Source organism: Peribacillus sp. TH27 (assembly GCF_016650915.1).
Taxonomy (GTDB): domain Bacteria; phylum Bacillota; class Bacilli; order Bacillales; family DSM-1321; genus Peribacillus; species Peribacillus butanolivorans.
This window is the reverse complement of sequence record NZ_JAEKEV010000002.1, coordinates 2,127,000-2,142,574: the sequence shown is the minus strand read 5'-3', so window position 1 is coordinate 2,142,574 and position 15,575 is coordinate 2,127,000. Positions and strand designations below refer to the sequence as shown.

The following is a 15,575-nucleotide window of genomic DNA, read 5'->3' as shown; positions in this document are numbered from 1 at the left end:
AATCTAACGGTGAAGTCCTTGGTTGGGCTTCACCTATTGTAATGAAGATGGAATGAATTAGAAGAAGAATTCAAATTCACAGATTGCCGCCCCTGCATTGAATAAAAAAGGAATCAATAGGTTCTTGAGGAGGTTTAATAATGCCCGGTTCTAAGAAAGCAGCTCCTTCACTTTATGTAAGGGCCGATATACCGGAAAAATACATAAACAAGTTTAAAGAGATTTGTTCTGAAGTTGTTGTCGAACCATGGGAATTCGGCGAACCTGAACCACAGGCAACTGTAGATTTATCAAAGTTCGATGTCCTCTATACGTCGGGACTTCACGATAATCTTAACATACTTAAAAAGGCTCCAAAGATTAAATGGATCCATTCAGATAGTGCGGGAATGGAGGCCATGCTGAATGAAGACATTCAAAACAGCGATATCATCATCACCAATGTAAAAGGCTGCACGTCTGTTCCGATTGCCGAGCATACAATTGCCATGTTATCTTCGTTAGCGAGAGGTGTGCATACAATAATCCGAAACCAAATAAATAAAAATTGGGTTGAAATTCCTGTGACGGACCTTGAAAATGCAACAGTGGGCATAATCGGGTATGGTGACATTGGCTTTGAAATTGCAAAAAGATGTAAAGTACTTGGAATGAAAGTGATAGGATGTCGTCGGAACCCCGACAAAAGGAACAAAGAATATGAACCTGCTGATTTGATTATGGGCATGGATCAAGTGGATGAAGTACTTTCACTATCAGATTTTATTGTATTAGCTCTCCCATTTACCAAAGAGACCTCTTATTTTTTTAATAAAGAACGGCTAAATAAAATGAAAAAAGGTAGTTACTTAGTTAATGTTGGTCGCGGAAATACCATTGTCGATGGAGATTTAATTGAATGTTTGAGCAATGGGCACATAGCTGGTGCAGCACTTGATGTGTTTGAAGTAGAGCCTTTACCTAAAGATCATCCTTTTTGGCAGCTTGAAAATGTAATAGTTTCTCCACATAACGCATACAACTCTTCAAAACATCTAGATCGTGTGATGGAGTTGTTTTTGCAAAATTTAAAGCTTTTTTCTGAGGGGAAGCCACTGATAAACGTCGTTCATAAACAACTGGGTTATTAGTAGTAATGGGCTCGTTGAAAAAAATACCTTATAGATATTTTTTGAGGATATGAAAAATTCAAATTTTACATGTGAAACAAGAGTCATAAATGTGAGAGACTGCAAAAGCCTAGAACGCTTTGTGGTCTTTTTTATATTTTAGACCTTATGATCTAGTAATTTATTAATATATTGCATTTATGAAAGATGATATTTCAATATTGAAATATTACTAAAGGTATTTAGACGTTTTATCAGTTTAATAGTCTGAAAAATCGATAAATAATATGATTATCAGTTTTGGCATGAATATTGCAACGTTCTAGTATAAATCCAATAAATGAGGTGAAGTCCATTGACCCGTTACGAATATGGCGGTGATGAGTTTATTTTTGTTGAATTAGCTGAGGCAATGAGTCTTGAAACGAATTTTAAAGCAATGGCAATTACTAAGGCGTTACGAGAAAAAAAGGTATCAGGAATACTGGATATTTGTCCTTCCAATGCTTCTTATATGATTCGGTTTAATCCAGATCTCATTCATCCAGATGATTTAATTTCAAAATTAAAAGAACTTGAACAAGATGTCACGTTGGAGAACTTTGAAATAACTGCACGTGCAGTTGATGTACCCATTTTATTTGAAGACCCTTGGACGCATGAGGCATTAATGCGTTTTAGAGATCGACATCAGGATCCAACATCAACAGATATTGAATATGTGGCACATACAAATGGCTTTCAATCAAAAGAAGATTTAATTAAATCAATTACGGATGCCCCTTATCTTGTGTCGATGATAGGTTTTGTACCGGGGTTGCCATGGTGCTATCAAATGGTTCCAAACGAGAAGCAAATCGAAGCACCTAAATATGTCCGTCCTCGAACATATACGCCAGAGAGAGCATTCGGATTCGGCGGTTCATTTGCTGTTATTTATCCGGTTCAAGGTGCAGGTGGTTATCAATTGTTTGGAACTGCTGCAGCACCGATTTTTGAAAAAGAGCAGCGTTTACATGATTTTAAAGAGTCAATGACCTTCCCTAGACAAGGGGATGTTTTTAGATATCGAAGCATTTCGATGGAGGAATACGAAGATATTCGAAAACAAGTTGAAAATGGGGAATTCCGATATTTGACGAAGGATATCACCTTTAAACCGAAAGATGTTCTCGAAAATCCAAATGCGTTTTCAGAATCTGTGATAAGGAGGTTATATGCATGATTAAAGTTATTAATCCTGGACTTCAAACGACTATTCAAGATCATGGAAGAATTGGATTTTATGAAGTGGGGATGCCACCATCGGGAGCCATGGATAAATACTCATACAGAGCAAGCAACTTACTTGTTGGGAATGATGAAAATGCAGCTGTTCTCGAGATTACTTATATGGGGCCAGTATTAGAATTTCAACAAGATGTAACCGTTGCTATTGCAGGAGGGGAAATACCGCCAAAGATTAATGATCAGTATGTTCCAATGTGGGAAACTTTAGAAGTTAAGGCTGGAGATGTGCTGTCATTTGATTTTGTTAAACAAGGAGCCCGGGTGTATTTAGCGGTAGCTGGCGGAATTGAAGTGCCGCTTATTATGGAATCACGGTCCACATATACTTTGTGCGGAATTGGAGGTTTCGAAGGAAGGCCACTCCAAGCTGGGGATCATTTGAAAATCGGTAATGCTAACAAATCAAAGATTGCGATTGGAACACGGATAAGTGATGAATTAATTCCGGTCTTCTCAAAAACGAATGAGATTCGTGTTGTTGTAGGATTGTGCAGTTATCGCCTGACTGAAGAAAGTAAAAAACGCTTTTTCTCCATCGATTGGACGGTTACAACGGAAGCAAACCGTGTTGGCTACCGTTTTAAAGGGGAGCGTTTGAATTTCGTAGAGCGTGAACAACCATTTGGTGCCGGTAGCAACCCTTCAAATGTGGTTGATCTAGGGTATCCAATCGGATCCATTCAAGTACCAGATGGTGTCGAACCGATTGCTTTGTTAAACGATGCTGTGACAGGTGGAGGCTATGCGACGATTTGTACAATTATTAGTACGGATTTAGACAAAATGGCTCAAATTAAAACAAATGAGAAGGTTCGGTTTGTTGCTGTTGATATTAATGAAGCCCTTGAGGCGAGAAAATTATACAAAGATAAAATCAATCAAATGAAAAAACAAGTATTAGGACAAATAGGGGGAATCAATCATGGCTGAACAAAAAACAGTTCTATCACCAATCCCAGGAGTATTTTATCGCAAACCAGCTCCTGATAAAGACGTGTACGTAAAAGAAGGAAATACAGTTAAGACAGGCGATGTTCTTGCTATGGTGGAAGTTATGAAAAACTTCTATGAAATTAAAGCAGAAACAGATGGGGTTCTTGCGCAATTCTTTGTTGAGGACGAGGACCTTCTAGACGCTGGACAGGAAATAGCGGTAATCATTGAACAGTAATCATTTTTGTGGAAGGAAGGAGGAAAAGTAAATGGGCTATTTTAAAAAGGTGCTGATTGCAAACAGAGGGGAAATTGCTAGGAGAATTATTCGTACATGTAATAAGGAAGGCATTCAAACAGTCGCTGTCTATTCCGAAGCCGATGCAGAGGCTCCTTATGTCAGTGAAGCGACTGAAGCTGTATGCATAGGTCCGGCTCAAGCGAAAAAGAGTTATCTTGATATTGAAAAAGTGATTCAGGTAGCAAAAGAAACACATGCCGATGCTATTCATCCTGGGTATGGATTCTTATCTGAAAATCCGGAATTTGTACGCAGATGTGAGGAAGAAAACATTGTCTTTATCGGTCCCTCTGCGGAAACAATACATATTATGGGCAGTAAGCTTGAAGCTCGTACCCAAATGCAAAAGGCGGGCGTAAGGGTTGTGCCAGGTACGGATAAAAGCATTGAGTCAGTTGACGAAGCATTGCTGATTGCGAACGATCTTGGTTACCCGCTCATGTTAAAAGCTAGCGCCGGTGGTGGTGGTATTGGGATGCAGCTTGTTCAAAATGATGCCGAGCTAATAAAAGTGTTTGATGCGACGAAGCAACAAGCTACTTCATTTTTTAAGGATGGAACTGTCTTTTTAGAAAAATGGATTTCAAAACCCCGCCATATTGAAGTGCAAATTGTCGCTGATACATACGGAAATGTCTTACATTTATTTGAACGGGAATGTTCAGTCCAGCGCCGAAATCAAAAGGTGATAGAAGAAAGCCCTTCACCATTTCTAAATGATACCCTTAGAAAAGAATTGTTAGATGCAGCCATTCGAGGTGTAAAACAAATAGACTATACAAATGTAGGCACAATGGAATTCATTTTTGATGAAAATCAAAACTTCTATTTTCTTGAAATGAATACTCGTCTGCAAGTAGAACACCCAGTAACTGAAGAAATAACGGGACTGGATTTAGTTGAACTACAGTTAAAAATTGCTGCAAAGGAAAAACTGACAATCACACAGGAAGAGATAAACAAAACAGGACACGCGATTGAATGCAGACTTTATGCAGAGGATCCTAATACTTTCTTTCCTAGTCCTGGAGTAATTTCTAGGTTGAAATTACCTGAAAACGATGTAAGGTTCGATTTTGGCATCATTGAAGGCAGTGCGGTGACCCCTTTTTATGATCCGATGATCGGTAAAATTATTGTACACGGCATCACACGTGATCAAGCAATCGAAAAAATGCAGCGAGTCCTTGATGAGATTGACGTACAGGGAGTTAAAACAAACCTCATGCTTTTAAAACAAATCATGAAAAATAACCAGTTTATACGTGGTAATTATACGACTCAATTTTTGGCAGAAAATAAAATTCAAGTGCTTGAGGGGTGAAAACAATGTTTAAGGTAGATTTGAACTGTGATATGGGTGAAAGCTTCGGTCTTTATGAATTAGGTAATGATGAAGAATTAATGCAGTCCATTACCTCGGCTAATATTGCATGTGGTTTTCATGCCGGAGATCCCCATGTTATGAGAAAAACAGTGGAACTAGCAAAGAAATATGATGTTGGGATTGGTGCGCATCCAGGGTTTCCTGATTTATTGGGCTTCGGTCGTCGCTTCATGACCTGTACACCCTTAGAAATTAAAGACTATGTGATGTATCAAGTAGGTGCTTTAAGAGAATTCAGTGCTGCAGCAGATGTCAAAATCCAGCATTGTAAACCACACGGAGCTTTATTTATGAAAGCAATGGAAGATAAGACTATAGCACGAGCAATATTAGAAGCAATTCATGCTATCGATCCAAATATGGTCATATTTGCACTTAGCCAATCTGAAGTGATGGAAGAAGCGATAAAAATGGGTGTCCCTGTTGCAAAAGAAGCTTATGCTGACCGGGAGCATACTGAAAGCGGGTCCATTTTGTTAACGAGAACAGGCGCACAAATCAATGATTATGAAGAAATGGCGCAGCGAGTTGTTCGTATGGTCAAAGAAGGAAGAGTCATCACACACGATGGAAAAGATGTTTCCATTAAAGCAGAGACCATTTGTATTCATGGAGATACACCAGGAGCGCCGACTCTGGCTAAAAAGGTTGTAGAAGCTTTAAAAGAGGGCGGCGTCGAGATTGTACCTATTAAAAAGATTATCTAGTAAGGTACTGGTCCTAAAATGTATATTGGTATAGTAGTTGGCCTCTAAATATTGAACTATGCTCTTTAAAAAGGATTTATAGATTAGTCGACTAGTAGATGACTCCGGTATTGAATGCCGGAGTCATTCTGTTTAGCCCCCAATATAACGAATTGTATTGTAATTGTATTCCTCTAGACACTCTTCAATTAATTTGTAAACTTCTCAAACTAAGCCCTAGCTCTTTCACTTGTCGTTGGAATTTCAGATACTTAATAAAAGATATAATTGACCTAATAATCAAAATTATATATATATTAAAATACTTCTGAATTCATATCCTTATCTATAAAAAGTATAATAAAATAAAGATTTAGTTATCGGGAGGGGTGAGTAAGTTGATTATTTGGAACGATATTCTTAAACCGATTTCAGTATATGTTAATATTCAGAGCACTATTGGATCTGTCATTCAAAAATTATCAGATCATAAAGCGAATATTGTGTTTGTAAAGGATAAGGGGTCTTTAGTGGGCTATAGCACAATGGAGATTCTAATGCACCAAATTGCTCAAAAGGAAGACTTATCACAGCCGATTAGCTATAAAAATGATATTTTAAAAGTCCCACAGTTCACGCCTGTTGAATTTTTCCATAACGTTTCTCTGATTATAGGGGAAGATGCTAATGGAGAAATTGTCGGCTACACTACAATTGAACAAGCACGGAATAAAATCAGTGAGTTGAATTTGAAGGATTTAAATCTCCTTTTACATGGAGCTGGAGTAGGAATTGTCCGAACAAATATCGATTATCAAATAGAATACATTAATGAAACAGCAGAAAGTATTTTAGGTCTTCACCGTTCATTTTTACAGTTTCGAGACTATAAAATGCTTTTAACTATCGATAAAAATCTTGATAGAGTCATGACTGGGGAAACTCTTATAAATGTGAACGCCTCTATTAACTTTAAACATACAGTAGGGAATTTTTACCCCTTAAGAATGGAAGATAAAATAAAAGGACTCATACATATTTTTTTCTCGCGTGAAGTTTTCGAGGATTCTGTTAAAGAATTAGATTTTGTTCGAAATCTGAACTCTGATTTACAAACGGTTTATGCTTCTTCCCAGGAACAAATACTCGTCATTGACGAAAGCGGCAAAATCATTCGAGTAGCGGGTATGTTTCTTCACGATTTTTGGAAAGTGGATAATCCAGAAAACATAATTGGTAAGCATATAAGTGAGTTTACTAGAAAAAACATTTTTCAGCCTAATGTTTTTGAACTATGCAAGAAACAAATGAAAAAGGTTACATCGATTCAGGATTCCATGGGGAAAAGTAGAGTCTGGTCGGTCGCAACCCCGGTATACCACGAAGGGAAATTAGAAAAAGTAGTTGTACTTTCAAGGGACATTACACAAGAAAGATCCTCAATTTTAGATCAATCGGACGAAGGTTTTCAACCGCTACAAGATCATGATGATTTAAACATTAACGAAAAACAACTTGTTTATCGTTCGAAAACAATTGAGCGCTTAGTAGTAGAGATAAAGAGAGTAGCCCAATTTAATTCGACAATTTTACTCGAAGGTGAATCCGGTGTTGGGAAAGAAGTATTTGTTCACCATATCCATTCAGCCAGTCCAAGGAGTAACAAGCAGCTAGTTAGGATTAACTGCGGTGCAATTCCAGAGAATCTCATAGAAAGTGAATTGTTCGGTTATGAGAAAGGGGCATTTACTGGTGCAGATAAAAATGGGAAAGCAGGCTTGTTTGAGATTGCTGATAACAGCACGCTTTTTCTCGATGAAATTGGTGAACTCCCTTTAAATATGCAAGTGAAGCTATTACGTGTGTTGCAGGAACGAGAAGTGACTAGAATTGGCGGGACCCAGCCGAAACCTGTAAATGTTCGAATTATAACGGCAACGAATAAGGATTTACGAGAGTTGGTGAACCAAGGTGAATTCAGGGAGGATTTATACTACCGATTATATGTTATTCCATTTAGTATTCCGCCATTACGTGAGCGAAAAGAAGATATCTTTCCCTTGGCCATTTATTTTCTGGAACAATTTAAAAAAATGTATGATATCAAGAAAAGCTTCACCCCAGAAGCTATTGAAGTTTTAGAGACATATGCATGGCCGGGAAATGTAAGAGAACTTCAAAATATAGTGGAGCGATTAACGTTATTAGGCGAGGGAGAATGGATAAAACGAGAACATGCATTGAAATTTCTGTACGGGGAAGTTCAAAAAAAGAAAACACAACTAATGGTTTTAGAAATAATGCCACTTAAAGAAGCGGTAGAAGAATTAGAAACTCAACTTATTCAAAGAGGGATGCAAAAATACGGCACTGCCGATAAATTATCTAAAGTACTAGGTGTTAGTCCTGCGACAATAAGCAGGCGGATGAAAAAGTTGAAATAATAAAGGGGGCGACAATTATTGTTTAATTTGCCTGAAACTCATTTTAATTTCGGTGGAGACGAATACATATATGCTGAAATTTCTCGTGATATGAGGATTGAGAGTAACTTTAAAGCAATTGCGGTGACGGAGGAGCTGAGAAAAAGAGAGATTCCAGGCGTTATTGATATTGTTTCATCCAATGCCTCCTATTTAGTTCGTTATAACCCGGACATCGTCTCAGCAAGAGATTTGCTGGACTATTTAAAAGAAATAGATTTGACGAAAAGCAATCCTGAAAAGTTAAATTTATCAGTACGAATAGTAGAAATTCCAGCATGGTACGACGATCCAGTGTCAAGAGAATATTCCATGCGTTTTAAGAGCAGACACCCTGCCCCTGACTTAACAGACTTTGAATATGTGATGAAAGTAAATGGGTTTACAGACAAAGAATCATTTATAAAATCTCATTCAGACACACCCTATTTAATTACAATGGTTGGATTTCTGCCAGGAACGGGTTGGCATTTTCCGCTTGGATTGCAGCCAAATGAGATCATTCAAGCACCAAAATATAATAGTCCCCGTACAGAAACGCCGGAAAGAGGCATTGGTATAGGTGGTGCATTCAATGTGATTTATCCAGTCAATGGACCAGGTAGCTATCAACTAATAGGACGATCAGCTATCCCTTTAGTAGATAAAACAAACCCATTAGAAGAGACTTCTTTTTTGGCAAGACCAGGAGATATATGGAAGTATCGTCCTGTTAAGGAATCCGAATATAATGAGATCGAAAGCAGCGTACGTGCTGGAACGTATCATAATAAAGTAAAAGAAATTGATCTTTCTCCACTTGAATATGTACAAAAAGGAAAAAAGTATATCGATGAGCTCATGGAGGATTTTTAAATGATAGAAATTAAGGAGCCTGGGTTATGGACAACGGTACAGGACTTGGGACGCGTCGGGAAGTATCATCTGGGCGTACCGCCATCAGGAGCAGCTGATAAATATTCATTTATTATTGGGAACCTACTTGTAGGAAATCCTGCTGAGTTTGCATCACTTGAGATGACATTATTAGGGGGAGAGTTTGAATTTCATAGAAATTTAATTATTGCCCTTACAGGTGCTCCAATGGAAGCATACTTAAATCACCAACGATTATCTTTCTGGGAAACCCACCAAGTAAAAGAAGGAGACATTTTAACGATAAAAGCTTGCCAACAAGGGGTGAAAAGTTATTTAAGTATCTCTGGTGGCATAAAGGTTCAAGATGTTTTAGGTAGTAAATCAACCTACGAACTAAGCCAGATTGGGGGCTTTGATGGCAGAAAGTTAGCTGTAGGCGATAGAATACAGATTAATGAACCATTGCCAGGGGCTTCAAAACAGGTTGGTAAATCTGCTCCACTAGAATTCGTCCCAACCTTTAATGATTTTCAAGAATTACGTGTCACGATGGGGTTATCGGGTTACTTATTGAGCGATCAAGGGTTAAAAACTTTCCTCAATTCGGAATGGATCGTTTCGCATGAATCCAACCGGGTTGCTTACCGATATACTGGCCCAAGAGTGTCATTCACTGAGCAATATCCACCATTCGGTGCAGGAACTAGTTTTTCGAATGTTGTTGATTTTGCGTATCCTATAGGATCTATTATGTTTACAAATGAGGAAGAACTGATTGTTTTACATAATGATGCAATGACAGGAGGGGGTTTTGTTACAATAGGAACCGTCATAAGCCAAGATTTAGATTTAATTTCTCAATCTAGACCTTTATCGAAATGTCACTTCATCACAGTTACTATTGACCAGGCCATCCAAACGCGAGCAGAAAGAAGAAAAAGGATGGAAACGCTGGTCGGTCTTATTAAAAGGTAAGTAATGACTTAAACTTTGTACCAAAATAATAACTGGAGCAGGATGTATGAGTATTAAATGAAGAGGCTCAAAATAACTCGATAGCAGAAGCGGAAATCAAGAGCTTCTAGTCAGTGTTTAGATTGAAGTCAACTTCCTATTAATATGAACTTTCGATTTTTCAATGAACATGATTATTACGAGAGCACACTCTTACTGGGTGTGCTCTTTTTTTATTATTAATGCACTATTGCCATTGAAATGTCAGTACTTCATGTTTTCCTGTATAGGACAATCTCTGATCAGGAAATGCTTGATGTAAGGAGGCGATGTATGAGTGGGTACTTTTGAAGTTCTTTCCCTAATGCTAAGCTTTGGCATGTTTGTAATTGCTATTCTTGATTTTAAAAATCATGACAAGAATCCTTGAAGATACCGATATATGTTTTTAAACGATAGTCCGTTATTCTATTGATGGAAATGTTTTTATTAAAAAGGCCAGTGTCCTAAGGATGGTAAAAGTTTTCCGATTCTTTTTACTTGCAGAGAACACCCAATGAGGTGTTCTTTTTGTTGTTGATAGGTATACCTGAATCAAAGCAAATCCTATCATTGTTGCTATCTACATTGACAAAAAAATGATGTGTCAGTATAGTTCTAATAGACCGGTTGATATAATTTTAAGGAGTGATTCAGCTATGGCAGACAAAAGAAGCTCAAAAGAAGTTCTGATTGAAGCTGCTTCTCGACTTTTTCGAATACGTGGATATTATGGTGTAGGGCTTAAGGACATTATTGAGGAAAGTGGTATTCCTAAAGGCTCGCTGTATCATTATTTTCCTAAAGGAAAAGAAGAATTGGCTATTGAGGCGATTAATCATACAAAAGAAATGGTTGTAGGTGAAATTCAGCGAGAATTTGATGAAATTGAAGACCCTATTAAAGCAATTCAGGCTCATATTTATCAATTATCCGAGGTTTTTGGCGAAAATGGTAATCTTTTAGGCTTGCCAATCGGAACAATAGCGGCTGAAACATATACGACAAGTGAGCCTATAAGAATGGCCTGTCAAGAAGCTGTAACGGATTGGCAATCTATTTATGTGAAAAAATTACATGAGGCAGGATACAGTGAGAAGCGGTCTAAGGATTTGAGTATCGTCATTAACGCTTTAATAGAAGGTGGTATTCTTTTATCTTTAACGGCGAAAAGTGGGGAACCTCTCCACGCTATTGCGGAGCAGATACCATTATTGTTGATAAATAAATAAGTCATACGGAAAAATTATTATAAGCTTAGGTCGATGCAGTTAGTAATTGGAGGAATTTTTTTATGTCTACAGATGCAACACAGCAACAAAACCCAGTCATTAGAACGACCCCTATATTAATCTCTTTTTTAATTGCAGGGTTCATTGGGTTATTTAGTGAGACAGCTTTAAATATGGCACTTGGCGATTTAATACAGGAATTTAATGTTAGTCCTTCTACTGTGCAATGGCTGACAACGGGGTATCTATTAACATTGGGGATATTGGTTCCAGTTTCGGGGCTCTTGATTCAGTGGTTTAATACTCGTCAATTATTCATTGCATCAATGGTGTTCTCTATTATCGGAACGCTCATTGCTGCAATAGCACCTGGTTTCGGCCTATTAATGCTAGCTCGTGTCATCCAGGCAGTCGGAACGGGACTTTTACTTCCTCTTATGTTTAATACCATTTTGGTAATTTTCCCAATTCATAAAAGGGGAGCAACCATGGGGTTGATGGGGCTCGTGATCATGTTTGCACCAGCCATCGGACCGACAGTTTCAGGTTTGATCATCGAAAATCTGACTTGGCATTTTATTTTCTGGGTGTCTTTGCCGTTCTTTGTGATCGCTTTACTATTTGGTCTCAAGTATATGCAAAACGTTTCAACGATCACCAAGCCTAAAATCGATGTACCATCCATTATTTTATCGACCATTGGTTTTGGGGGAATAGTTTATGGCTTTAGTATTGTAGGAGATCAAGGATGGAGAAATGCGATCGTTCTATCCTCGATCATTGTAGGCCTTGTAGCGCTATTCCTGTTTGCTGTAAGACAATTCAACATGGATAAACCGATGATTGACTTGCGTGTTTTTAAATATCCTATGTTCACGCTAGGGTTAATAACCGTCTTCATTACCTTCATGATTATCATGTCATCTATGATCCTATTACCATTATACTTGCAAACTGGGCTAGCGTTAGCTGCGTTTTCAGCAGGTCTTGTACTTTTACCAGGTGGCGTACTGAATGGTTTCATGTCTCCAATTACGGGGCGCATTTTTGATAAATTTGGACCAAGAGGGCTAGTGATTCCAGGCTTTATTATCATGATTGCTATGTTATGGACTTTGACGAACGTAACGACTGAAACCTCTATCATTATGGTAATCGTCATGCATACTTTCCTTATGATTGGTGTTTCGATGGTCATGATGCCTGCTCAGACAAATGGGCTGAATCAACTGCCGAAAAATCTTTATCCAGATGGAACGGCTCTTATGAATACATTACAACAAGTATCGGGAGCCATTGGTACGACGGTTGCTATTACCATCATGTCAGCATCTCAAAAGAACTATATGGCTAGTGTAGAAGACCCATTTGACCCATCAACCATTAGCGGTTCATTGACTGCAGGTGTTCAGGATGCCTTTGTTTTCGGTCTAGTCCTTGCAATCGTCGGTTTGATTGTGTCGTTCTTTATTAAAACAGCTCGCGATAAATAAGGAAGATCTCTTAACGTAATAACATAAAGAAGCCAGCAGGGAATGGAGTTTCTCTGTCTGGCTTTTTTATTGTTTGTTTGGCTCTGTTAAAGGATGTTGTTGATTTTGAGCTAAGGCAGGGTAGTTGAACAAGAAAACATATAAAATTTTAGAGGAATAAGGGTCAACCACTTGTCATCCCTCTGGATAGAAACAAAAAGATTATGAAGCGCCTTTGTCGTTTTGTGCTTAACAAAATTCACTAGCTGTAAGGAAAAGCCCATTCATTAAATTAGTTAGTATTGAGCATGTAAAGGTTCCCTAAGCAGGGAAGCCAATTCGAACAACTTAGATTTAACCAGTTTTATTTTATCTCCATTGCATTCCATATTTCGATCACAGCTGAAATATTCAGAAGTTATAATAGGCACAGGTTGGTCATTATAATATGTAGGGAGATAAAAAATGAATACTTTCAAATTTACACTGTTAATACTCTTAACAACATTTTTAATGGGTTCTTCTTTTGCTGTAGGTAAAATAGGTTTGTCTTATTCATCCCCGTTGTTATTAGCAGCATTACGCTTCACACTTGCCGGACTCTTAATGGTAGTAATCGTTATCGCTTTAAAAAGACCGCACCCAGAATCTAAAAGAAACTGGATAAAGATGCTTATTATTGGTACTTTCCAAACAGCTGGTGTTATGGGGTGTATTTTCTTAAGTTTACGAACCATTACAGCTAGTGAATCCTCAATTCTAACATTCACTAACCCTTTACTTGTTGTTCTATTTGGTACCGTATTTTTACAAACGCGCTATAAACTTTATCAATGGATTGGTGTTCTTTTAGGATTAGTAGGAGTAAGCATTACAATGGGAACGCAAATTGAATTTAAGATTGGTATTCTTTTTGGCATTCTTTCTGCTGTTTTTTGGGCAATTTCAACATTATTAGTTAAAAAGTGGGGATTGTTTTTCGATACGTGGGTTCTATCTGCTTATCAGATGTTTTTTGGTGGATTACTACTTTTACTTAGCAGCTTTATTCTTGAAAAACCAGTCTTCATTTTGAACGGTAATTCATTGTTCATTTTATTATGGTTAAGTATTATGTCTTCTATTGTTCAATTTGCCGTCTGGTATTATCTTTTACAAAAGGGTGATCCAGGAAAAACGAGTGCCTTTTTATTTTTGGCACCTTTCTTTGGTGTATTATCTGGCTGGTTACTATTAGGGGAGACGTTATACCCTTCAATCATAGTTGGTGGCTTGTTTATTATAATTGGTGTCTATCTTGTAAATAGAAATTTCCAGCAGAAAAATAACCAAGTTAAAAGAGCTTTATAAATAAATCGTTTGCTCTAAGCTTTCAATCGCAAATGTAACCCCTCATAGTGTTCAGAAAAAAATAAGTTACCCTTATCTGTGAACTAAGGAGGGGTTTTTCTCAGCGTTAAATTACACATTTATATTAAAAGCTTGTTTAAACCCTACTTTTCCTTTATCTGTGACTTTAACAGCGCGAATTGATGGAACTTGTATTATCCAACCTAATTCAAAAAAGTGTGTCATAAGTCCATGCCCTAAAGAGCCAGCAAGATGATGATGACGCTCACTCCAGTCTAGACACGCGTGAGAAAATGAGCGGCGTTTTCTTTTTAAGATACATAAATCAAGGCCGAAATCAGTAAAAAACTGTTCTCCTTTAGGTGTAACTACAAATTCTCTTTCTTCTTTATCCAAATAACCAGCATTCAACATCGATTCGGTTAAATCGACTCCTAATTTTCCTGCTAAATGGTCATAGCAAGTTCTTGCTTCCCGAAGCAATTTTACCTGACTAGATTGTTTTAAAGAACGCACTTCAGGAGGTGGGGAAATCGCAAGGAACGATTCTAAAATGCGCGCAACTTCTCCATTTGCTAGTTGGAAATAGCGATGACGTCCGTGTTTTTCAACGTTAACAAGGTTACCTTCTATCAATTTAGAAAGGTGAAAGCTGGCTGTTTGAGGTGTTATCGCAGCCATAAAAGCTAATTCACTGGCTGTATGAAAACGTCCGTCCATTAAACTCGTTAGAATTGTTGCCCGCGACGTTTCTCCAAGGAGAAAGGCAACTTCAGCCACATTTGGATTTATATTCACTTTTACCATCCTTTCTGCATTCCACATTTCGATTATAGTTGTAGTGTCTATCGTTTTCAATGAATAATAACAATTCCAAGGGGGAACATGATGAACACCTATAATATAGAAATATTTACTTCTCAAAGAACAGACCACGTTTCAAAAGGATCTGCAAGCATGGCAGATAAGGTGATAGAATTTGGAAGGTAACCTGGATTTATCAGTGTTGAGAGAGCAAGAGATCACGAAGGGTATGGTTATTTTACAGTCCCTTATTTGGAATCCAGTAGCACAACAAAAAGGAAAAGAAGCGTAGTACAGAAAAATACAACGTGCAGATTTGTAAAGAAAGGTATCTACCACCTCAATAATATTAATAATTACCATTACCGTTTAAAGAAATGGATAAGTCGTTTTAATGGTGTTTCTACGAAGTATTTACAACTTTATTTAGTGTGGTTTCAATTTCTCGACAATAGGAAAATGGAAAGCCATTTGAGCAAGAAAAAGCAAATGCAAATGCTTATCTTGGGTTTAGTGGCAATCTACAGAAACTTTGATTTTTGCAGCCCTGATCAGGACTGTAACTAACGATAGAATGGCAAGATATTTTTTCATTTTATTAATAATTATCTTACGAATCATAAATTCGAGTGAGAATCTTGTAGCAACAAATGAGTCAACTAACGATACCGCAGCTA

General features: G+C 37.6%; 14 protein-coding genes and 1 pseudogene. 14 read left to right on the top strand and 1 reads right to left on the bottom strand.

What is annotated here, in order from left to right; all coding sequences use genetic code 11:
- Window positions 1–140 precede the first annotated feature (140 nt).
- The 13 genes from JFU24_RS11705 (at window position 141) to JFU24_RS11650 (ending at window position 14,094) form a co-directional block, all read left to right on the top strand.
- Window positions 141–1,130 (top strand): D-2-hydroxyacid dehydrogenase, encoded by a 990-nt coding sequence (locus tag JFU24_RS11705; RefSeq protein WP_201249967.1) that lies wholly within the window; start codon window positions 141–143, stop codon window positions 1,128–1,130.
- Window positions 1,131–1,464: 334 nt separating this feature from the next.
- On the top strand, window positions 1,465–2,334 hold the full coding sequence (locus JFU24_RS11700) for a 5-oxoprolinase subunit B family protein (protein WP_053344616.1): 870 nt from the start codon (window positions 1,465–1,467) through the stop codon (window positions 2,332–2,334).
- On the top strand, window positions 2,331–3,329 hold the full coding sequence (locus JFU24_RS11695) for a 5-oxoprolinase subunit C family protein (RefSeq protein WP_201249966.1): 999 nt from the start codon (window positions 2,331–2,333) through the stop codon (window positions 3,327–3,329). The genes JFU24_RS11700 and JFU24_RS11695 overlap by 4 nt, the downstream gene beginning before the upstream one ends.
- The gene (locus JFU24_RS11690; RefSeq protein WP_053344618.1) at window positions 3,322–3,570 is read left to right on the top strand and encodes an acetyl-CoA carboxylase; all 249 of its coding nucleotides are present in this window, start codon (window positions 3,322–3,324) and stop codon (window positions 3,568–3,570) included. Before JFU24_RS11695 ends, JFU24_RS11690 begins: the two co-directional genes overlap by 8 nt.
- 31 nt (window positions 3,571–3,601) lie before the next feature.
- A complete protein-coding gene (locus JFU24_RS11685) occupies window positions 3,602–4,957 on the top strand; it encodes an acetyl-CoA carboxylase biotin carboxylase subunit (protein ID WP_201221977.1) in 1,356 nt (451 codons plus the stop codon).
- A gap of 5 nt (window positions 4,958–4,962) precedes the next feature.
- Window positions 4,963–5,727, top strand: coding sequence for a LamB/YcsF family protein (locus tag JFU24_RS11680; RefSeq protein ID WP_201182482.1), 765 nt, complete (start codon window positions 4,963–4,965; stop codon window positions 5,725–5,727).
- A 368-nt stretch (window positions 5,728–6,095) separates the two neighbouring features.
- Entirely contained in the window at window positions 6,096–8,150 is a 2,055-nt protein-coding gene (locus tag JFU24_RS11675) for a sigma-54 interaction domain-containing protein (RefSeq protein WP_342214683.1), read from the top strand.
- 18 nt (window positions 8,151–8,168) lie between these two features.
- Window positions 8,169–9,044 carry a 5-oxoprolinase subunit B family protein gene (locus JFU24_RS11670; RefSeq protein WP_201182478.1) on the top strand — a complete coding sequence of 292 codons (876 nt, stop codon included), beginning with the start codon at window positions 8,169–8,171 and terminating at the stop codon, window positions 9,042–9,044.
- Window positions 9,045–10,022 (top strand): 5-oxoprolinase subunit C family protein, encoded by a 978-nt coding sequence (locus JFU24_RS11665; RefSeq protein ID WP_201221975.1) that lies wholly within the window; start codon window positions 9,045–9,047, stop codon window positions 10,020–10,022. It abuts the gene before it with no gap.
- 316 nt (window positions 10,023–10,338) lie between these two features.
- Entirely contained in the window at window positions 10,339–10,431 is a 93-nt protein-coding gene (locus tag JFU24_RS31330; RefSeq protein WP_223305372.1) for a putative holin-like toxin, read from the top strand.
- Between the two features lie 268 nt (window positions 10,432–10,699).
- Window positions 10,700–11,272: a TetR/AcrR family transcriptional regulator gene (locus JFU24_RS11660; protein WP_053344623.1), complete on the top strand. Its 573-nt coding sequence runs from the start codon at window positions 10,700–10,702 to the stop codon at window positions 11,270–11,272.
- A 62-nt stretch (window positions 11,273–11,334) separates the two neighbouring features.
- Window positions 11,335–12,765 (top strand): MDR family MFS transporter, encoded by a 1,431-nt coding sequence (locus JFU24_RS11655; RefSeq protein WP_116821497.1) that lies wholly within the window; start codon window positions 11,335–11,337, stop codon window positions 12,763–12,765.
- Between the two features lie 444 nt (window positions 12,766–13,209).
- Complete coding sequence (locus JFU24_RS11650) at window positions 13,210–14,094, top strand: DMT family transporter (protein WP_201182471.1); 885 nt, start codon at window positions 13,210–13,212, stop codon at window positions 14,092–14,094.
- A gap of 111 nt (window positions 14,095–14,205) precedes the next feature.
- Here the strand turns inward: JFU24_RS11650 and JFU24_RS11645 are convergent, their stop codons facing one another.
- The gene (locus JFU24_RS11645; protein ID WP_201182469.1) at window positions 14,206–14,892 is read right to left on the bottom strand and encodes an ArsR/SmtB family transcription factor; all 687 of its coding nucleotides are present in this window, start codon (window positions 14,890–14,892) and stop codon (window positions 14,206–14,208) included.
- Between the two features lie 330 nt (window positions 14,893–15,222).
- Here JFU24_RS11645 and JFU24_RS11640 point away from each other — a divergent pair.
- Window positions 15,223–15,465: pseudogene (locus tag JFU24_RS11640) on the top strand (hypothetical protein); the annotation flags it as partial.
- Between the last annotated feature and the right edge of the window lie 110 nt (window positions 15,466–15,575).